A 19,957-nucleotide genomic window follows, 5' to 3' on the forward strand; every position below is an offset into this window, starting at 1 on the left:
CCCACGGCGCGCGCCCGCAGTCCCTTACGCCACACAGGAATGAGCGACCATGACCGTTGCCCCTGAAGCGCCCGGTGCGCGTCAGGCGACCGGCCGCCCGCGCACCACACTGCCGGGCCCGTCCCGCAGCGCCGGTCCGGGCGGGGAGCGCCGTCGTGCCCTGACCCAGCTGCGTGCCTCCGACACGTACGCGATGGCCGGCGCCGCCGCCTCCGCGCTGTCCCTGACCTGGCTGCTGTTCGCCTGGCTGCTGCCCTTCGACGGCGCCGTCGGCTTCGTCGTCCTGGCCTACGGCCTCTTCCTCCTGATCTACGCCCTGCTGGTCTCCTTCGACGAGGACGGGCCCGCCATCGTCGACCGGATCGCGGCGGCGATCGTGCGGTCGATGGCCCTGCTGCTCGTGGTGATCCTCGCGTTCGTCGTGTGCTACGCGCTCGTCGAGGGCCGCAGCGCGCTGGTGCACCTGAACTTCTTCACCCAGGACATGAAGCTGGCCGGCCCGCTGGACCCGCTCAGCGTGGGCGGGGCGCTGCACGCGGCGGCCGGCACCCTGATCATGATCGTGATGGCGCTGGTGATCACGGTGCCGGCCGGAGTGGTCTGCGCGGTGTTCCTGAGCGAGGTGCCCGGTCCGTTCGCCCGGTTCGTGCGCACCATCGTCGAGGCGATGACCGCGTTGCCGTCGATCGTCGCCGGCCTGTTCATCTACGCGACCGCGATCCTGGGCCTCGGCCTGGACCAGTCGGGTCTGGCCGCCTCCCTCGCCCTCTCGGTGATGATGCTGCCGATCATCATCCGGGCCGCCGACGTCGTCATCCGGCTGGTGCCCGGCACCCTGCGCGAGGCCGGCTACGCGATGGGCACGAGCCGCTGGCGCACGGTCTGGCACGTGGTGCTGCCGACCTGCCGCTCCGGTCTGACCACCGCCGTGATCCTCGGCACCGCACGCGGCATCGGCGAGACCTCCCCGGTGCTGCTGACCGCGGGCTACACCAACGAACTCAACCTCGATCCGCTGCACGGCCCGATGGTCTCCCTGCCGCTCGCCACCTTCGAGTTCGTCAAGTCGCCCGAGCCGGCGATGGTCTCGCGCGGCTTCGGCACGGCGGCCCTGCTCATGGCGCTGGTGCTGCTGCTGTTCGTCGCCGCCCGCATCATCGGCGGCCGCGGACCGGGCCGGCTGTCCCGCCGCCAGGAACACCGGCGGGTGCTCGCCTCGCGACGTGACGCGCGTCGATTCGCCGAGCGCCCGGCGGCCCCCGCACCCACCCCGCACTCCGTCCTCCGTACCGAACCCGGGAGTTCGTCGTGAAACCCGCCACTCGTTTCCGTCTGGCGGCCACCGTGCTGTCATTGCTGTGCGCCCTGCTGGCCGTCCAGACGCCTGCCCACGCGGCCTCCTACGCGAAGATCACCGGTTCCGGTTCGACCTGGAGCTCCAACGCCCTCCAGCAGTGGATCCGCAACGTCAAGGCCAACTACGGCATGACGGTCAACTTCACGGCCAACGGTTCCTCGCCGGGCCGTGAGCAGTTCAGGAACAACACCGTCGACTTCGCGGTCTCCGAGATCCCCTACGGCCTCAAGGAGCAGGGCGTCACGGACGTGCCGCCGCAGCGCGGCTACGCCTATATGCCGATCGTGGCCGGTGGTACGGCGTTCATGTACAACCTCAAGATCAACGGCAAGATGGTCACCAACCTGCGGCTGTCCGGCGACGTCATCACCAGGATCTTCACGGGAAAGATCACCCGCTGGAACGACAAGGCGATCGTCGCGGACAACCCGGGCCTGAACCTGCCGCCCATCACGGTCGTCCCGGTGGTCCGCTCCGACGGCTCCGGTACCAGCGCCCAGTTCACCATGTGGATGTCCGATCAGTACCCGGACCTGTGGCGCGACTACTGCTCGCGCACCGGCCGCGGCAGCGGCAACTGCGGCATGACCTCCAACTACCCGCTGCTCAGCGGCTCCGCGATGATCTCCAAGGCCACGTCCCTCGGTGTCTCCGGCCACGTCCGCCAGCCCTCCGGCGAGGGGGCGATCACCTACGTCGAGTACTCCTACGCCAAGAACACCGGCTTCCCGGTGGCCAAGGTGCTCAACAGGGCCGACTACTACGTCGAGCCGACCGCCTCCAGTGTCGCCGTGGCCCTGACCAAGGCCCAGATCAACCAGAACAAGCAGTCCGTCAACTATCTGACGCAGCAACTCGGCAATGTCTACACCTACGGCGACGCCCGCACCTACCCGCTGTCCAGCTACAGCTACATGATCCTGCCGACGAAGGAGGAGTCCGGCTTCACCAAGGCCAAGGGCAACTCCCTGGGCACCTTCGGCCGTTACTTCCTGTGCGACGGCCAGCAGCAGGCGGACGACCTGGGCTACTCGCCGCTGCCGAAGAACCTCGTCGAGGCGGGCTTCGACCAGCTCCGCAAGGTGCCGGGCGCACCCACCGCCTCCATCAACATCAACGACTGCCGCAACCCCACCTTCTCGGGCGGCGTCAACACCCTGATCAAGAACGCCCCCTATCCCAAGAGCTGCGACAAGAAGGGGCCCACCCAGTGCACCACCGGTACCGCGGGCGCCGCGGGCACCAACACCCCGGTGAAGCCGGGCGCGCAGGGAGGTAACGGCTCGGGCGGCTCCGGATCGTCGTCCGGCGGCGGGTCCTCGGGCGGCTCCTCCGCCACGGGCGGCGCCACCGGCGGTACGGACACCGACGGCGACGGCAGGCCCGACAGCACCGCGAGCGCCGCGGCCGCCGCCGGTACCTCCGGGGGCGCCGTCGACCCCGACACCGGCCAGGTGGTCAGCGGCGACGGGACCGGCACCGGCGACACGTCCGTCGCCGCCAACCCGGTGAGCCTCGCCTCCGGCAACACCCTCGGGATGCGTGGCGCCCTGATGGCCCTGTCGGCCGTACTGCTCGTCGCGGTGGTCGTCGGACCACCGCTCACCGCGCGGGCACTGGCAGCCCGTGCACGCCGTAAGGGAGAGCTGTGATGAAGGGGTCGACGGCAGGGATGCCACCGGGCGGACGGCGGGTGGGCGCGGGCATCGTCTGCCTGCTGTCCGCGCTGCTGCTCGCGGTGCTGCCGCTGCCCCGGGCGCAGCAGGCGCAGGCGGCCACGACCGACAGCTCGGCGGTGACCAAGAGCGGCGCGAAGGGGAAGTACGACGACTTCTCCGGCCTCAAGGTCACGGTGCATCAGACGAAGGGGCTGAACTGGCAGGGCGTCAAGGTGTCCTGGACCGGCGGGAAGCCCGCGCCGAAGAACGCCAACAAGTACAACTTCCTGCAGCTCATGCAGTGCTGGGGCGACGACCCGGTGAAGGGGCCGGATCGCAGGCAGTGCGAGTTCGGCAACGAGGCCAGGGTCCCGCCGGGCGGCGGGCGGCTGGTCTCGCCCACGACCGACCCGCTGGAGACGGACGACTTCGAGACGGGCGACTTCGGGCAGACCTTCGCCCCCTTCCGCCCGGTGTCGGGGAAGGCGACCAGAACGGCGCTCGACACCACCTACTTCAGCTCGGGGGACACCAACTCCGTGTCGTGGCTGCCCAATGACGGCAGCGGCAGCGGCGAGACGGTCTTCGAGATGAAGTCCGCGCTCGAAGCGGAGTACCTGGGCTGCGGGGCGCGCAGGAGCCCGAGCGGAGCGATCGAGCCCTGCTGGCTCGTCGTGGTGCCCCGGGGCGAGCACGAGCCGGACGGCACCTCGAAGACCGGCACGGGGGTCATCACCTCGGCGCTCAGCCAGTCGAACTGGAACCAGCGGATCGTCTTCCGCCTCGACTTCCAGCCGGTCACGGACACCTGTGACCCGGACAAGCCGGAGCGCGTGATCATGGGCTCCGAGCTGGCCACCGACGCGGTCACCTCGTGGCAGAGCGCGCTGTGCGAGAGCGGCGCCGGCCGGTTCACCTACACCCAGTCCGGCGAGCCGCAGGCCCGCGCCGCCATCACGGCACCCGGTGCCTCCTCGGCGGGACTCGCCATGACGGTGGATCCGGTCGAGTCGGCCGCGGGCACGCCCCCGGTGGTGCACGCCCCCGTCGCGGTCAGCGGCCTGACGATCGGCTTCATCTGGATGTACGACGGGCAGCCCTTCGACTACGGACCGCTGAACGAGGTCAAGCTCAACCAGCGACTGCTGGCCAAGCTGCTCACCCAGTCCTACTCCAGCAGCCTGGTCTCCAACCAGGAACCCCAGCCCGCATACCTCTCGGGCAATCCGAAATACATCGGCGGGGACCCGGAATTCAAGAAACTCAACCCCGCCTTCGCGGGCGCCGATTACCAGTCGCCGATCGGTCTGGTGGTCAGTTCGGAGAACACCGACTCGGCCCGCATGGTCTGGGATTACATCCTGGCGGATCCGGCCGCGAAGAAGTTTATCGAAGGGGCGAAGGACCCCTGGGGTATGAAGGTCAATCCCGAATACCTCAAGGACGGGGTGGTCTCGGGCTCCCTGGACTACTTCCCCAAGGCGGACCTCACGTCCACGACGATCCCGTGCCCCGGCGGGCAGGCCGGACTGACGGCGGCCCGTACCGGGCTGGACGTGGTCCCCTACTCGCAGGACATGCACGACACGGCGGTGCGGGTCCGCCGCGGTGACATCGGCACCGCCTACGAGTGCAGCGCCACCCAGAACATCACCAGACTGACCCCGGTCGAGCGTGCGTATCCGGTGGACCAGCGCCAGATGGGCGTCGTGGACAGCGCGTCCGCCACGCGGTACCAGCTGAAGGCCGCCGCCCTGCCCAACGCCGACGGGGACTACGTCAAGCCGAGCGGCGACTCGCTGCTCAAGGCGGTCGCCAGGATGCCCGACCCGGACGTGGCGGGTGTCAAGACGCCCGATCCCGCCAAGATGACCGGCGGTGCCTATCCGCTGACCGCCGTGGTGTACGCGGCGGCCTCGCTGGACCAGGCGAAGGACGCGCGCCAGGACTACGCCAGGGTGATCCGGTACGCGGCCGGCCAGGGCCAGATCCAGGGCTCGGTGCGGGGCCGGCTGCCCTTCGGGTACGCGCCGCTGCCCACGGCCATGCGCAAGCAGGCGGAGCAGGCGGCCGACCGGCTGGAGAAGGGCCTGCCGGCCTCCGGCGAGTCCGCCTCCGGCGGCTCCTCGGGCGGGAACGGCGTCCATGGCGGCGGCGGTCTGCCGGGCGGCGGCGGTACCTCGGGCGACGGCGCGGACGGCGGCGCCGGCACCGGGACGGCCGGCACCGCGTCCGGCGGCGGCGCGTCCGACGGCGGCCGGCCCTCCGCGGTGCCGAGCGAGACCGACCCGGCCAAGCAGAACGTGGCCCAGTCCGGCGGGCTCACGCCGTCGGAGGTGCTCGGGCTGATCCGCTGGGTGCTGCTCGGCGTGCTGATCGCGGGCGGTGTGGCGGCCCTCGCCGGGCCGGTCATGCTCCGCCTCTCGGCCCGCAGGACGTCCGGCGGCGGCTGACCTTTCGGCAACATCCGGATTCCCCGGGGCTCAATCCGGCCCCGGGGAATCCGTACACCGCTTCGTGAATTCCCTTGGATTCACCTAGGAAATGGTCTCGTAACCTGATGAGCGAGTGGAATTGGTGGATGTCGGTGCGGATCCATGGAAAGTTTTTAGCTGTCGGCCGACGGGCCGGTAAAAGCAATAAAATCCGGATTCCGCTTGAACGTCCCATGCTCGCAATCCGTTTCCACGGAGGAGAACAGAAGTGAACGTCAAGTCCCGCGCTTTCGCCGGTGCCGTGGTCGGTGCCGCCGCTCTGGGTCTCAGTGTCATGGCCCCCGTCGCCTCGGCCGACCCGGCCCCCGGCGTCTACCGTGTGCTCGCCGGTGTCGGCTCCGACACGACCGAGGACGTCGCCAACGGCCTGGGTGACTCGGTCGACGCCGGTGCGACGATCGCGTCGTACGACGCGACCGGCTCGGCGACCGTCAAGACCCGCCTGAACGGCTGTGTGATCAACCGTCCGAACGGCTCGTCGGCCGGCATCACCGCGCTGAACAACGCCATCGACAACAACACCGGCTGCCTGGACTTCGCCCGCTCCTCGCGCGGTGTCGCCACCGCCGGCACGGACCTGACCTGGATCCCGTTCGCTTCGGACAAGCTGACGGTCGCGACCCGCGCCGACGGCCCGCTGGCCGACGTGAACGTCTCCACGACCGACCTGCGTGCCATCTACGCGTGCACCAAGACCACGCTGACCGTGGGCGGCGTCGCCCGCCCCGTGACCCCGCTGATCCCGCAGAGCGGTTCCGGTACGCGCAGCTTCTTCCTCACCCAGATCGGCAACCCGACCCTGGGTTCCTGCGTCCGCGAGATGCAGGAGCACAAGGGCGAGGCGCTGACCCAGGGCTCGGACATCGCCCCGTACTCCGTGGCGAAGTGGACCTCGCAGACCGGCGGCCTGATCGAGGACGTGCACGGTGACACCGTCCTGGGCACGATCGACGGCGCCGCGTACAGCCGTGACGTCTACAACGTGGTCCCGAGCGCCAAGCTGACCGACCCCACCATCGCCGCCACCTTCGTCGGCTCGAACTCCAAGGTCTGCAAGGCCACGGCCAAGATCACGGAGTACGGCTTCGGCGCTGCCGCCAACTGCGGCGACGTCTCCCTCAAGGGCGAGAACTGAGCACCGCGCCGTAACCCCGCACAACGGCCGGGCACCCAGTGGGTGCCCGGCCCGGCGGCGTATCCATCCGCAATCGAGACCCCCTGGGGGGGATCACCACGTGAACCATCGTCCGGCACAACTCAGATCACCGGTGGCGCTGCTGTCCTGCTTCGCGCTGCTGTGCGCCGCCCTGGCCGGGATCGTCGGCTTCGCGGGCAGGGCCAGCGCCGCGGGCACCACCCTCGGTTCGTTCACTCTCGGCCCGGCCACGGGGAAGATCTCCGACACTCTCCTGGCCACGTCCGCGCGATCGAGCACGGGCTGCCCCGATCCGGCCGCCGGGCAGAGCGCGAACTCGCCCTGGCTGTTCGTCATCAACCCCGTCGATCCCACGGGCGGGAAGGCGGTCGCCCAGGCCACGGCAGCGATAACGAACGGCCCGGATGCCTTCACCGTGAACCTCAAGTCGCCTGCCGCACCGGCGAGCCTGGAGACGGCGCTGCGCGGATTCGTCCCCACCGGGTCACTGGACGGCACCTACACGCTGGCCCTGCTGTGCCGGTCCGGACTCTCGACCGCGGCCAACTTCCGCGCCAAGGTCCAGGTCGCGGGCGACACCTGGACCCAGCTCCAGCAGCAGTCCACGGCACTCACCCTGGACGCGCCCGACGGCGTGGCCGTCAACGGGAACCTCAAGCTCACCGCCACGGTGACCCCGTCGGGAGCCCCCGGTTCGGTGGAGTTCAAGGAGGGCGACACCTCGCTCGGCACGGCCCAGGTGACCGACGGCAGGGCCGAACTCCCGATCAAGGCGCCGGCCGTCGGCGGCCCGCACACCTACACGGCCGTCTTCACGTCGTCCGACCCCGACGCCTACAGCAACGCGACGGCCACGGACCAGGCCGGCATCACCTACATCCTCACCGCCGAGGACACCAAGGGCGCCCCCCTCGGGGACAAGCCCACCCTCGCCATCGGCCAGAGCGCGAAGATCACCATTCAGGGCTTCACCCCCGGGTCCACGGTCAAGGTGATCCAGGAGTCGTCCGACGCGAAGCTCCCGGACGCCACCGCCGACGCCGACGGAGCCGTCGTCGACTACACGTTCACGGTTCCCGACCGCAGCATCCCCGGTGAGACGAACGTGTTCTTCGCCGAAGGCGGCTCGGCCAACAACCGGGCGAGCTTCACCTTCGTCAGCACCGACGAACCCTCCTCCCCGCCGCCGACCGACAACCCCGACCTCGACGTCACCGACGCCGACGGCAAGGCCCTGTCGGACAACCCCGACCTCGAACCCGGCCAGACCGTGAAGATCACCGCCCGCGGCTACACCGCGGACGCCGCGGTCAAGGTCACCCTCGCCGACAGCGAGGCGACGTTCGACGACGCCAAGGCGAACGCCACCGGGACCGTCGACAAATACGAGTTCACCGTCCCGAAGGACATCGCCGACGGCGACCACACACTGACGCTCGCCGAGGACAAGGCCGACGGGCACAGCCTCGACTTCGCCTTCACGACCGGCGCCGGCTCCAGCGAGCCGCCCGAGCCCAGCCCGTCCGCCACGGACACCAGCGCTACGGACACCGGCGGGGCGGACACCGGCGGCCTGTCCGGCGGGGGTGGCAGCGGCGGCGGTTCGGGTGGCGGCGGCTCCATGGCGTCCACCGGCGCCCAGGCCGGCACGATCGGCCTGGCCTCGCTCGCGCTGCTCTCCGCCGGTTCGGCCCTCGTGCTCCACATGCGCCGCAAGGGCCTGCTGACCTTCGGTGGCGACACCCCGCAGCACCACTGACCGGCCGGGCGGTCCGGAGGCACGCACCCGACGCGCCCCCGGGCCCGCCCGTCCGGCCGCCGTACGAAACGCCTCGTACGAAACCCCTCGTACGAAACCCTCGTACGAGACCGGTCGTACGAGACCCGCCGTACGCAACACGCAGCACGGAAACCGCCGTAGGCAACACGCCGCACGGAACCCGTCGTACGAGACACCCCGGACGAGTGGCCCCGTACGAAGGAAACCGTCCCGCTTCGAGGAGCGCACCCCGTGACCACGCTCGCCCCGCCGCCAGCCGACGCGTCGGCGCCCACCGACGGCCCGCCCGGACCACCACCGCCCCCGACCACCCGGGAGCCGCGCCGGGAAACCCCGCGGCCCCCCGCCCGCCCCGGGCTCGCACTCGCCGGGGCGGCCCTGTGCGTTCTCGCCGCCGTGCTCCTCGGCTTCGCCGCGAACCTGACGATCGTCGGCCACCTTCAGCACGCCCGTGACCAGCAGACGGCCTACGACGAACTGCGCAGAGAACTCGCCCTGGGCACCGCCCCGGTGGGCCAGCGCGACTACGAGGGCAAGCTCCTTGAGCCGGGTGCGCCCGTGGCACTGCTGAAGATCCCGGCCCTCGGCCTCAAGGAGGTCGTGGCGGAGGGCACCACCTCCGAGGTACTGATGGCGGGACCGGGCCACCGCCGGGACACCCCGTTGCCCGGCCAGGCCGGCACGTCGGTCGTCATGGGCCGCCAGTGGGCGTACGGCAGCCCCTTCCTCGACCTGCCCAAGCTGCCCGTCGGATCCCGCATCGAGACCACCACCGGCCAGAGCAGGTCGGTCTACGAGGTCACGGGCGTCCGCCGGGCCGGTGACGAACTGCCCACCCCGGTCACCGGGGGACAGGGGCGGCTCACCCTCATCACCGCGACCGGAGCGCCGTACACGCCGAGCGGTGTGATCCGCATCGACGCCAAGCTGATCACGCCGGTGCAGCCCAACCCGCCGCGTGACCTCCAGCCGGGCTGGATCGCCGATTCCGAGCAGGCGCTCGGCACCGACTCCGGCGCCTGGCTCGCCGTCTTCCTGTGGTCGCAGGGTCTGCTGATCGCCGCGCTGCTCGCGGTGTTCTCCTTCCGCGTCTGGGGCCGCTGGCAGACCTGGATTTGCGCGGGCCCGCTGCTGCTCGCCCTGGGCCTTGCCGACTCCCAGGCCATCACCGCACTTCTGCCGAACCTGCTCTGAACCACCGGACCCCGCACGGAAGTTGACATCAGGACATGTCCACCACCGAGAACCCCGACCTCGTCGACACCGCCGTCCAGCCGCCCGTCGCGGAGGCCGCCGGCGGCCACCGTGCCACCGGCACCCTCGTCGCCGGCGGTCCCGCCACCCTGCGCGCCGACTCCGTCTCCGCCTGGTTCGGCGACCACAAGGTCCTCGACCGGGTATCGCTCACCATGCCCGCCCGTGAGGTCACCGCGCTCATCGGCCCCTCCGGCTGCGGCAAGTCGACCTTCCTGCGCATCCTGAACCGCATGCACGAACTGATCGGCACGGCCTCGCTGGCCGGCCGGGTACTGCTCGACGAGGAGGACATCTACGACCGCGGGCGACGCATCACCCACGCCCGCCGGCAGATCGGCATGGTCTTCCAGAAGCCCAACCCCTTCCCGGCCATGTCGATCTACGACAACGTGCTGGCCGGCCTCAAGCTCAACGCCATCAAGGCCACCCGCGACGGCAAGGACGACCTGGTCGAGGAGTGCCTCACCAAGGCGGGCCTGTGGAAGGAGGTCAGGGACCGGCTCCGGCAGCCGGGCGGGGCCCTCTCCGGCGGTCAGCAGCAGCGTCTGTGCATCGCCCGGTCGCTGGCGGTGCGCCCCCGGGTACTGCTCATGGACGAGCCCTGCTCGGCCCTCGACCCGACCTCCACCCGGCGCATCGAGGAGACCATCGCGGAACTCAAGGCCGAGGTCACCATCGTCATCGTCACCCACAACATGCAGCAGGCCGCCCGCGTCTCGGACAGCTGCGCCTTCTTCCTCGCCTCGCACGGCACGCCCGGCGTGATCGTCGAACACGGGGACACGGACGCGATGTTCAACGCCCCGCGGGACGAGCGGACCTCCGACTACGTGAACGGACGGTTCGGGTGACGGGCCCGCACCGTCGTACCTCCCGCACCCGGCGCCGTCCCGTCCTGCCGGCGCTGGCCGGGCTGCTCGCCGCACTCCCGCTCGCGGCCTGCGGCCAGGGCGGCACGCCGCCCGGGGTCCCGGCCGCGCGGGCGCAGGCCACCGGCGCCGCGCCGGGCCCTGCCGCCGGCGCGCAGAGCGGGTCCGCCGCGCCCGCGCCCGCCACCGGTTCCGCGCCCGCCGCGCGCCCGGCGCGTCCCACCGGCACCGCGCGCCCGCCCGCGCCGGATCCGGCCGGCACCCGTATGCCCCCGGTGCGGGCCCCCGCCGCCACCGGCCGGACCAGTGGCCCCGACCTCTCCCGGCCGCCCACCCGGTCGCCGTCGACGTCCACCGTCCCCGAGCGCGCCGCCGCCGGCCCGGCCCCGAAACCGGGCCGTGCCGTCCTGCGGATCGGCGACTGGTCCGCGTACGTCATGCGCGGCGGCCAGGACGAGGTGGACGCCTGCGGGGACGCCGTGCAGTGGACCGGACCGGAGACCGGCACCGAGGACGGGTACGAGATGAGCACCGTGGTGATCGTCGGCCACGACTACTGCAACGGCTTCGGCCGCTTCGCCACCCTGCCCAAGGGCACCCGGATCACGCTCAGCACCGTCCACGGGACCTGGACCTACGAGGTGTACGCCAGCTACCTCACCCCCGGCCGGGGCGCACCCGCCGCGGGCCTGTACTGGGGCGACCTGACCCTTCAGTCGTGCGTGGGTCCGGACACCGGTTTCAGCTACCTCGTGCGCCTCTGAGCCGGTCTCTGGACCCGCCTCTGACCCCGTCCCCGAGTCCGCCTCCGAGCGCCCGCCTCCGAACCCGTCTCCCGGCCAGGGGGCACCACCGTCCCCTTCCACAGCTTCCGCAGGTGTTCACCTCCGCTCGGCCCCTCGGAGTCGGCCAGGGGCCCTGTCGCCCCCGCCCTGGCTCAGGGCGCGCTCGGCCACACCAGCAGCATGTACGCGCCGCAGTACGCCGAGCCCGCCACGGCCGTCGCCAGCACCAGCGCCCGGTACCGGTCGGAGGCCCGCGCCAGATGCACGGCCAGCGGCAGCAGCAGCGGGAAACCGGGCAGCAGGAAGCGGGCGCGCGGGAAGTACACGCCGCCGCTCAGCAGGACGATCACCAGCAGCACACCGGTGAACACCAGCAGCGGCAGCGGCTGCCGGTCCCACACCGTCAGCGCGAACAGCACCACCGACACCAGCATCGTCAGGGTGACCACGATCAGGAACAGCTCCGGCCGCGACTGCTGGCTGAACAGCTCGCGCAGTCGGCGCAGGGTCTCGTGGCCGCCGTCCAGCTCGTTGTGCCACATCCGCTGCACGGCGAAGTAGCCGTCCCAGCGGCCGAGCCGCAGCCCCACCCAGCACAGGTACGCGCACCAGCCGGCCGGAGCCAGCAGCACGGCGGCCAGGGCCCGGCCCGAGAACCGGCGGCGCAGCGAGAGCAGGGCGGCCACACAGACCGCGGCGGCCAGCGCGATCCCGGTGGGCCGGGTCAGCCCGGCCAGGCACGCGCCCGCCGCGGCCCACAGCCAGCGCTCGTCGAGGACCGCGAGCAGCGTCCACGCCGTGAAGGCCGTGAACAGCGACTCGGTGTAGCCCATCCACTCCACCAGCCCGACCGGCAGCGCCGCCCACAGCGTGGTGAGCAGGAACCCGGCCGTCCGCCCGGCGAGCCGGTCACCGACGGCGAACACGCCCCAGGCCGCGACCAGCGAGGCCAGTACGGCGATCCCCAGCCCGGTGCTGGCCAGGCTGCCCGGCGTGACGACGGCGACCGCCCGCACCAGCAGCGGGTAGAGCGGGAAGAACGCCAGGTTGTTGTGGTCGAACGCGACGCCCAGCTCGTGCGTGTACCCGTGGCCGGCGATCCCGAGATACCAGCGGGAGTCCCACTCCGTCGCCAGCATCGGCCAGACGCCGCGCCCCCGCTCGTGCGCCCAGACGGCCAGGAACAGCAGCCCGGCGACGTGCACGGCGAGGAAGGCGCCCAGCGCGGGCGCCGCGCGCCGCAGCCCGTGCAGCAGCGCCCGGGAGGACGCGCCGGCCGGGACGGGGGGCCGCCGGGTGCCCGGGATGTGTCCGCTGGGGGCGGTTTCGGGGGCGGTCGAAGACACGCGGCGGCTCCAGTACTCGCGGTGGGCGGCGGTACGGTTCACCGTTCCCGCACAGCGCGCCGGAGTGCGGCCGGTGCATCAGCCGTAGCCCCGAAATCACCCTTTGGGGTGCCCCTCGGTCCCCGGCGCACCCCGGAAGGGGCGACCGGTGCCTCAGATACCGGCGGCCGTGGACAGGTCCCGCTTGAGACCGGCCAGCAGCCCGGCCGCGCGGGCGCGGGCGGCCGGCAGCCCGGCGCGGTCGGCGACCGGGACGACGACCTCCAGGTAGCACTTCAGCTTGGGCTCCGTGCCGCTGGGCCGTACGACGATCCGGGCGCCGTCCAGGGTGTAGCGCAGGCCGTCGGTGGGCGGCAGCCGGTCCGTGCCCCGGGACAGATCCTCGGCCCGGGTGACGGCGAGGCCGCCGAGACGGGCCGGCGGGTGCGCGCGCAGCCGCGCCATGGCGTCGGCGATGACCGGCAGGTCGCGCACCCGGACCGAGAGTTGGTCGGTGGCGTGCAGCCCGTGCTCCACGGCCAGGTCGTCGAGCAGGTCCGGCAGGGTCCGCCCCTGCTCCTTGAGTTCGGAGGCCAGTTCCGTGACGAGCAGGGCGGCGGTGATGCCGTCCTTGTCCCGCACGCCCTCCGGGTCGACGCAGTAGCCGAGGGCCTCTTCGTAGCCGTAGCGCAGCCCGGCCACCCGGGCGATCCACTTGAATCCGGTCAGGGTCTCCGCGTAGGGCAGCCCGGCCCGCCCGGCGATCCTGCCGAGCAGCGAGGAGGACACGATGGACTCGGCGAAGGTGCCGGTGGCGCCGTGCCGTACGAGGTGCGCGGCGAGCAGCGCGCCGACCTCGTCACCGCGCAGCATGCGCCACGCGCCGCCGTCCCGGACGGCGACGGCGAGCCGGTCGGCGTCCGGGTCGTTGGCGATGACCAGGTCCGGTTCGCTCACCCGGGCCTGGGCGAAGGCCAGGTCCATCGCGCCGGGCTCCTCCGGGTTGGGGAAGGCGACGGTCGGGAAGTCCGGGTCGGGCTGCGCCTGTTCGGCGACGAGGACGGGGGCCGGGAAGCCGGCGCGGGCGAAGGCGGCGCGCAGCACCTCCGTGCCGACGCCGTGCAGCGCCGTGTGGACGGTGCGCGCGGTGCGCGGCGAGCCGTCGGTGAGCACGGCGGAGGTACGGGCCAGATAGGCGTCCAGGACGGAATCGTCGAGGATCTCCCAGCCCGCCTCGGGGCGCGGGACGTCGGCGAGGGAGGCGATCGCGTCGATCTCGGCGGCGATCCCGCTGTCGGCAGGCGGCACGATCTGCGAGCCGTCCCCCAGGTACACCTTGTAGCCGTTGTCGCGCGGCGGGTTGTGACTGGCAGTGACCTCCACGCCGGCGACGGCCCCCAGATGCCGGATCGCGAAGGCGAGGACGGGCGTGGGCAGGGGCCGCGGCAGCACGGCCGCGCGCAGGCCGGCGCCGGTCACCACGGCCGCGGTGTCGCGGGCGAAGTCGGCGGACTTGTGCCGGGCGTCGTAGCCGATGACGACGAGCCCGCCGGCTTCGCCCTGCTTCTTCAGGTACGCGGCGAGGCCGGCGGCGGCACGGATGACGACCGAGCGGTTCATCCGCTGCGGACCGGCACCCAGCTCGCCGCGCAGGCCCGCGGTGCCGAACTGGAGGGTGCCGCTGAAGCGGTCGGCCAGCTCCGCGTGGTCACCGGCGTCGATGAGCCGGGCGAGTTCCGCGCGGGTGTCCGGGTCGGGATCCTCGGCCAGCCAGGTCCGGGCCCGCGCGAGGAGTTCGTCGTGCACGGTCGGTCAACCTCCGTTGCTCGTGCATGCCGGTCGAACGCGTCCGGCACATCGGGGTATCCCCGCTCGACGAGCCGGGGAGCGTCTTGCCGACGGGGGCGTGCGGGGCATGGCCCGACGGGGGCGTGCGGGCCACGGCGGGCGTCCGGGGCCCACCGCCCCGGACGCCCGCCGCGACCTGCTCCTGCCGCCCTACAGCCGGCCCAGCACCTGGGTGAGCAGCGAACCCATCCGGGCCGCGCTGTCCCGGCCGGCCTGGAGGACCTCCTCGTGGTTGAGGGGTTCGCCGGTCATGCCTGCCGCGAGGTTCGTCACCAGCGAGATGCCCAGCACCTCGGCGCCCGCCTCGCGCGCCGCGATGGCCTCCAGGGCCGTCGACATGCCCACCAGGTCCGCTCCGATCACCCGGGCCATCCGGATCTCGGCCGGCGTCTCGTAGTGCGGGCCGGGGAACTGCGCGTAGACGCCTTCCTCCAGCGTCGGGTCGATCTCCTTGCACAGGGCCCGCAGCCGGGGCGAGTACAGATCGGTCAGGTCGACGAAGTTCGCTCCGACGATCGGGGAGGCCGCCGTCAGATTGATGTGGTCGCTGATCAGCACCGGCTGTCCGGGCCGCATGCCCTCGCGCACTCCGCCGCAGCCGTTGGTGAGCACCACCGTCTTGCAGCCCGCCGCGACGGCCGTGCGCACCCCGTGCGCCACGGCGGCCACGCCCCGGCCCTCGTAGTAGTGGGTGCGGCCCAGGAAGACCAGCGCCCGCCGGTTGCCGATGGTGTACGACAGGACCTTGCCGCTGTGTCCCGCGACCGCCGGCGGCGGGAAGCCGGGCAGTTCGGTGATCGGGAACTCGGCGTCGGGAGCGCCCAGGGCGGCGACGGCGGGACCCCAGCCGGAGCCCATCACGAGGGCGACGTCGTGGGTCTCGGCGCCGGTGAGTCCGCGCAGGCGCGCGGCGGCGGCGTCGGCGGCGGCGTGCGGGTCGCCCTGGATGTCGTCCGTAGGAAGAGATGCGTTCACGCGGATGAGAGTAGCCGGTTCGGGCCTACGCGCGTAGATGAAGGGTGTATGAGAATACGATCGTTGTCTTGTCGTTTCCGGCGAACGCGCTGCTCCGGGCGGCTCGCCGCGCGCCCGGCCGTCGGGCCTGTCGCGAGCCGCGGCGGCCCGCGCCGTGCGGCGGACGTGGTACGGGTCGGCGCGACCCTGTGCCTGGTGGGGGCCGTGCCCCTTCCGCGTGCCGTACGTGCTGGTGGGGGCCGCGCGCCCTGCCGCGTGCCGCAGGTGCCGGCCGGAACCGCGCGCCCTCCCGTGGCGCGGTGGCCCTGGGGGGTTCGGTCTTCAGCGGCGAGTCGGCGGCGGACACCCCTCAGCAGGGGCGTTTGCGCAGCTCCATCACGTAGTCGTGGGGTGCGCCCGCGGACTCGGCCGCGTCGGCGATCTCACCCAGATAGCGGGCCGCGGGCAGCCCGCCCTCGTACCCGTTGAGCACGTATCCCCACGCCATCTCCTCCCCGTCCAGCGTGTGCACCCGGACGCGCAGCCGCCGGTAGATGCCGAGCCCCACGCCCTCCCACCGGTCCATGGGCTGCTCGTCCATGGGCGCGATGTCGTACAGGCCGACGAAGACCTGGCACAGCGGATCCTCGACGATCGTCGCCAGCGCACCTTCCCAGCCGAGTTGCTCGCCGCCGAAGGTCAGCCGCCAGCCGTTCAGCCAGCCGGTGGCACGCAGCGGCGAATGCGGGGCGCGGCGGGACATCAGCCGCGCGTCGAGATTGCCGGCGTATGCGGCATAGAGCGACATGGGTCGAGGGTACGGCAGCGGCAACATCCGTCCCGCGAGCCCCTTGGGTCCCTAGTGCACCTATTTATACCGCTTTCTTCTTTCTCCTCCGCGGCCCATGGCACCCCTGGACCGGTGGGGGACGCCCCCCGGCCGCCGGACCGCAGGGTGCCGTGCACGACGTCGTCGCCCAGTGCCGTCCGCGGCCGGGACGGGCGCGGAGCGGTCGCACCGCACCGGCTGCACCGGCTGTCCCCGCCCCGACGCCCTGGCCCGGCCGGCTTCCTCCCGCCCTTGCCCTCCCCGCCCCAGATAACGGAACGCCTACCACCGGCGCCCCCGGCCCGTGCTGTTTTGAGGGGTGCGGAACAATGGGATACGTGACTCGGATCGTGATCATCGGTGGCGGACCCGGCGGATATGAAGCGGCGCTGGTGGCCGCGCAGCTCGGCGCGGAGGTGACCGTCGTCGACTGCGACGGCCTGGGCGGCGCGTCGGTGCTGACCGACTGCGTGCCGTCCAAGACCCTGATCGCCACGGCCGAGGTGATGACCACCTTCGACTCCTCCTACGAGGAGCTGGGGATCATCGTGGCCGACGACACCCCGCCGCTGGAACAGGCGGCCGGGGTGGTCGGCGTCGACCTCGGCAAGGTCAACCGCAGGGTCAAGCGGCTGGCGCTCGCCCAGTCCCACGACATCACCGCCTCCGTCACCCGGGCCGGCGCCCGGGTCATGCGCGGCCGGGGCCGCCTTGAGGGCATGCAGGCCCTCGACGGCTCCCGCAAGGTCGTCGTCACCGCCGTCGACGGCAGCGAGGAGACGCTCACCGCGGACGCCGTGCTGCTCGCGACCGGCGGTCACCCCCGGGAACTGCCCGACGCCCGGCCCGACGGCGAGCGCATCCTGAACTGGACCCAGGTCTACGACCTCACCGAGCTGCCGAAGGAACTGATCGTGGTCGGTTCCGGCGTCACCGGCGCCGAGTTCGCCGGCGCCTACCAGGCCCTCGGCTCCCGGGTCACCCTCGTCTCCTCCCGCGACCGGGTGCTGCCCGGCGAGGACCCGGACGCCGCCGCCGTCCTGGAGGACGTCTTCCGCCGCCGCGGCATGAACGTCCTGGCCCGCTCCCGCGCCGCCGCCGCCAAGCGGGTCGGCGACGTCGTCGAGGTCACCCTCGCGGACGGGCGGGTCATCACCGGCACCCACTGCCTGATGGCCGTCGGTGCCATCCCGAACAGTGCCGGACTCGGCCTGGAGGGTGCGGGCGTCAAGCTGAGCGAGTCCGGGCACATCTGGACCGACAAGGTGTCCCGCACGACCGCCCCCGGCGTGTACGCGGCCGGTGACGTCACGGGCGTCTTCGCGCTCGCCTCCGTCGCCGCCATGCAGGGGCGGATCGCCATGTACCACTTCCTGGGCGACGCGGTGGCCCCGCTGGACCTGAAGACGGTCTCCTCCAACGTCTTCACCGACCCGGAGATCGCCACCGTCGGCTACACCCAGGCCGACGTGGACGCCGGCCGGATCGACGCCCGGGTCGTGAAGCTCCCGCTGCTGCGCAACCCGCGCGCCAAGATGCAGGGCATCCGGGACGGCTTCGTCAAGATCCTCTGCCGCCCCGGCACCGGGATCGTGGTGGGCGGTGTGGTGGTGGCGCCGCGCGCCTCGGAACTGATCCATCCCATCTCGATCGCCGTCGACAACAATCTGACGGTCGAGCAGATCGCGAAATCCTTTACGGTCTACCCATCACTTTCGGGTTCGATCGCCGAGGTGGCCCGCCAGCTCCACACCCGCAAGGAGACCGGCGAGGGCTGATGCCGGGCGGGTCGACTCCCCGCTGGTCACGGGGAGTTGGCGGGCATGCGTGAGCCATAGTCGGTGCTGACAGTGCTTATACCACCTCGCGACCGGTGCTGCGAACAACTTCTGTTATTCGGCGCAAACTGCTGAAAGCAGACGGTCGTTGGGGTTACTGTCAGTTTCGTGTTCGCTGCAGAACGTCGCCAATTGATCCTTGAAATGGTGCGAGCGAACGGAGCCGTGTCGCTCCGTGAACTCGCCCGCGTCGTCCAGACCTCCGAAGTGACCGTACGACGGGACGTGCGCGCACTGGAGGCAGAAGGACTCCTAGACCGCCGGCACGGCGGTGCGGTATTGCCGGGCGGATTCACGCGGGAGTCCGGCTTTCCGCAGAAATCACATCTCGCGACCGCCGAGAAGACGGCCATCGCCGATCTCGCCGCAGGACTCGTCGAAGAGGGCCAGGCCATCGTGGTCGGCGCCGGGACCACCACGCAGGAGCTGGCCCGTCGGCTCGCGCGGGTGCCCGGACTGACCGTCGTCACCAACTCGCTGCTGGTCGCCCAGGCACTGGCGCACGCCAACCGCGTGGAGGTCGTGATGACCGGCGGCACCCTGCGCGGTTCCAACTACGCCCTCGTCGGCTCCGGTGCCGAACAGTCGCTGCAAGGGCTCAGAGTCTCCAAGGCGTTCCTCTCCGGCAGCGGCCTGACCGCCGAACGGGGACTGTCCACGTCCAACATGCTGTCGGCGTCCGTCGACCGCGCACTGGTGCAGGCCGCGGCGGAGGTCGTGGTGCTGGCCGACCACACCAAGCTGGGCACGGACACGATGTTCCAGACGGTGCCGACCGATGTCATCACCCGCCTGGTCACCGACGAGCCCCCGGCCCACGACGACCGCGCCGGAACCGAACTCCAGGCCCTCGCCGACCAGGGGGTGCAGATCGCCGTGGCCGGGGCGTCGGGAAGCCCGGGGGGTGACCAGGTCCCGGCGCGTCAGCAGCGCCGGGACGTGCCCCTGCCCGGCCAGCGGCGCGGCCAGGTACCGGCTCCCGGGCTGCGTACGGCCGCCGTGCTCGGCGGCGAGGCGCCGACGGCCGCTGACCGTGCCCGCGTCGCGGACCTGCGCCGACGCTGAACCAGGACCGGCCCGGGTGCCGAAGACCAGCACCGGGCCGCCGCCGCTCGCGGCGCGCGGCCGACGTCCTCCTACGGCGTCAGGCCGCGCAGCGTCAGCCGCAGGAGCCGGTCCGCCAGGGCCGGGTCTTCCGGGGACTCCGCCGCCGCGAGCCCGATCGCATGGGTGAGCTGAAGCAGGTCACCGATGGTGACCTCGGCTCGCACGGCGCCCGCATCCCGGGCCCGGGCGAGCAGCGCGCCGCCCGCCTCACGGATCGGTGTGCCGCAACGGGCGAGCGCCGAACCGGAGTCGGCGGAGTCGGACGACACCGACATCAGCGCCAGCGCGAGACCGCGGTACGCCCCGGCGTGCGCGACCACCTCGCGCAACCACGTCACCAGGGCCGAACAGGGCTCGGGGGCGTGCAGCAGCTCACGTGCGCGGGCGACGAGTTCGCCCACCGCGTCCTCGAAGACCGCGCTCAGCAACGCGTGCCGGTTGGGGAAGTGCCGGTACAGCGTGCCGATCCCGACCCCCGCGCGACGGGCGACGTCCTCCAGCGACGCGTCCGTACCGTGCTCGGCGAACGCGGCCCGGGCCTGCGTCAGCAGCCGCTCGTAGTTGCGCCGGGCGTCGGCACGCATGGCCCGCGGGACCCCGCCCGTCTCCTGGGCGATCACACCCGCCATGCCACCCACTCCTTCCCACCCCAAACCTGCCCCCAGCATGCCACCGCCCCCACCAGCGACAAGAAGAACC

15 protein-coding genes are annotated in these 19,957 nt (G+C 72.1%); 10 read left to right on the forward strand and 5 right to left on the reverse strand.

Annotated elements, in window-relative coordinates; translation table 11 throughout:
• The first annotated feature begins 49 nt into the window (after positions 1 to 49).
• From pstA to ACFYPJ_RS09150, 8 genes are all read left to right on the forward strand, one after another.
• On the forward strand, positions 50 to 1,312 hold the full coding sequence (pstA, locus tag ACFYPJ_RS09115) for a phosphate ABC transporter permease PstA (RefSeq protein ID WP_389012746.1): 1,263 nt from the start codon (positions 50 to 52) through the stop codon (positions 1,310 to 1,312).
• Positions 1,309 to 3,009, forward strand: a complete 1,701-nt coding sequence (pstS, locus tag ACFYPJ_RS09120) for a phosphate ABC transporter substrate-binding protein PstS (protein ID WP_389012748.1) — start codon at positions 1,309 to 1,311, stop codon at positions 3,007 to 3,009. The genes pstA and pstS overlap by 4 nt, the downstream gene beginning before the upstream one ends.
• Positions 3,009 to 5,468: a hypothetical protein gene (locus tag ACFYPJ_RS09125; RefSeq protein WP_389012751.1), complete on the forward strand. Its 2,460-nt coding sequence runs from the start codon at positions 3,009 to 3,011 to the stop codon at positions 5,466 to 5,468. The genes pstS and ACFYPJ_RS09125 overlap by 1 nt, the downstream gene beginning before the upstream one ends.
• Before the next feature lie 250 nt (positions 5,469 to 5,718).
• Positions 5,719 to 6,645 carry a substrate-binding domain-containing protein gene (locus ACFYPJ_RS09130; RefSeq protein WP_389012755.1) on the forward strand — a complete coding sequence of 309 codons (927 nt, stop codon included), beginning with the start codon at positions 5,719 to 5,721 and terminating at the stop codon, positions 6,643 to 6,645.
• 100 nt (positions 6,646 to 6,745) lie between these two features.
• A complete protein-coding gene (locus tag ACFYPJ_RS09135; protein ID WP_389012757.1) occupies positions 6,746 to 8,425 on the forward strand; it encodes an Ig-like domain-containing protein in 1,680 nt (559 codons plus the stop codon).
• 252 nt (positions 8,426 to 8,677) lie between these two features.
• Positions 8,678 to 9,640 carry a sortase gene (locus ACFYPJ_RS09140; RefSeq protein WP_389012760.1) on the forward strand — a complete coding sequence of 321 codons (963 nt, stop codon included), beginning with the start codon at positions 8,678 to 8,680 and terminating at the stop codon, positions 9,638 to 9,640.
• A 35-nt stretch (positions 9,641 to 9,675) separates the two neighbouring features.
• On the forward strand, positions 9,676 to 10,554 hold the full coding sequence (locus ACFYPJ_RS09145; protein ID WP_389012763.1) for a phosphate ABC transporter ATP-binding protein: 879 nt from the start codon (positions 9,676 to 9,678) through the stop codon (positions 10,552 to 10,554).
• On the forward strand, positions 10,551 to 11,336 hold the full coding sequence (locus tag ACFYPJ_RS09150) for a hypothetical protein (protein WP_389012766.1): 786 nt from the start codon (positions 10,551 to 10,553) through the stop codon (positions 11,334 to 11,336). Before ACFYPJ_RS09145 ends, ACFYPJ_RS09150 begins: the two co-directional genes overlap by 4 nt.
• Before the next feature lie 173 nt (positions 11,337 to 11,509).
• Here ACFYPJ_RS09150 and ACFYPJ_RS09155 read toward each other — a convergent pair whose 3' ends face one another.
• The 4 genes from ACFYPJ_RS09155 to ACFYPJ_RS09170 form a co-directional block, all read right to left on the reverse strand.
• Entirely contained in the window at positions 11,510 to 12,703 is a 1,194-nt protein-coding gene (locus ACFYPJ_RS09155; RefSeq protein ID WP_389012769.1) for a hypothetical protein, read from the reverse strand.
• Between the two features lie 153 nt (positions 12,704 to 12,856).
• Positions 12,857 to 14,488, reverse strand: coding sequence for a phospho-sugar mutase (locus ACFYPJ_RS09160; protein WP_389012772.1), 1,632 nt, complete (start codon positions 14,486 to 14,488; stop codon positions 12,857 to 12,859).
• A gap of 192 nt (positions 14,489 to 14,680) precedes the next feature.
• Positions 14,681 to 15,505, reverse strand: coding sequence for a purine-nucleoside phosphorylase (locus ACFYPJ_RS09165; protein WP_389012775.1), 825 nt, complete (start codon positions 15,503 to 15,505; stop codon positions 14,681 to 14,683).
• Positions 15,506 to 15,854: 349 nt separating this feature from the next.
• A complete protein-coding gene (locus ACFYPJ_RS09170; RefSeq protein ID WP_389012777.1) occupies positions 15,855 to 16,292 on the reverse strand; it encodes a gamma-glutamylcyclotransferase in 438 nt (145 codons plus the stop codon).
• A 350-nt stretch (positions 16,293 to 16,642) separates the two neighbouring features.
• On the opposite strand from ACFYPJ_RS09170, the gene ACFYPJ_RS09175 reads away from it, so the two are divergent.
• Positions 16,643 to 18,091, forward strand: a complete 1,449-nt coding sequence (locus ACFYPJ_RS09175; protein WP_389012780.1) for an NAD(P)H-quinone dehydrogenase — start codon at positions 16,643 to 16,645, stop codon at positions 18,089 to 18,091.
• Positions 18,092 to 18,295: 204 nt separating this feature from the next.
• A complete protein-coding gene (locus ACFYPJ_RS09180) occupies positions 18,296 to 19,216 on the forward strand; it encodes a DeoR/GlpR family DNA-binding transcription regulator (protein WP_389012783.1) in 921 nt (306 codons plus the stop codon).
• 71 nt (positions 19,217 to 19,287) lie between these two features.
• Here ACFYPJ_RS09180 and ACFYPJ_RS09185 read toward each other — a convergent pair whose 3' ends face one another.
• Positions 19,288 to 19,842: a TetR/AcrR family transcriptional regulator gene (locus ACFYPJ_RS09185; RefSeq protein ID WP_389012992.1), complete on the reverse strand. Its 555-nt coding sequence runs from the start codon at positions 19,840 to 19,842 to the stop codon at positions 19,288 to 19,290.
• Positions 19,843 to 19,957 lie beyond the last annotated feature (115 nt).

Source organism: Streptomyces sp. NPDC006012 (genome assembly GCF_042871185.1).
Taxonomy (GTDB): Bacteria; Actinomycetota; Actinomycetes; order Streptomycetales; family Streptomycetaceae; genus Streptomyces.

What these genes read in the sequence shown, in the direction of transcription:
- pstA (WP_389012746.1), top strand. Translation starts at nt 50, where the DNA reads ATGACCGTTGCCCCTGAAGCGCCCGGTGCGCGTCAGGCGACCGGCCGC.
- ACFYPJ_RS09125 (WP_389012751.1), top strand. Translation starts at nt 3,009, where the DNA reads ATGAAGGGGTCGACGGCAGGGATGCCACCGGGCGGACGGCGGGTGGGC.
- ACFYPJ_RS09145 (WP_389012763.1), top strand. Translation starts at nt 9,676, where the DNA reads ATGTCCACCACCGAGAACCCCGACCTCGTCGACACCGCCGTCCAGCCG.
- ACFYPJ_RS09170 (WP_389012777.1), bottom strand. Translation starts at nt 16,292, where the DNA reads ATGTCGCTCTATGCCGCATACGCCGGCAATCTCGACGCGCGGCTGATG.
- ACFYPJ_RS09175 (WP_389012780.1), top strand. Translation starts at nt 16,643, where the DNA reads ATGGGATACGTGACTCGGATCGTGATCATCGGTGGCGGACCCGGCGGA.
- ACFYPJ_RS09180 (WP_389012783.1), top strand. Translation starts at nt 18,296, where the DNA reads ATGGTGCGAGCGAACGGAGCCGTGTCGCTCCGTGAACTCGCCCGCGTC.
- ACFYPJ_RS09185 (WP_389012992.1), bottom strand. Translation starts at nt 19,842, where the DNA reads ATGCGTGCCGACGCCCGGCGCAACTACGAGCGGCTGCTGACGCAGGCC.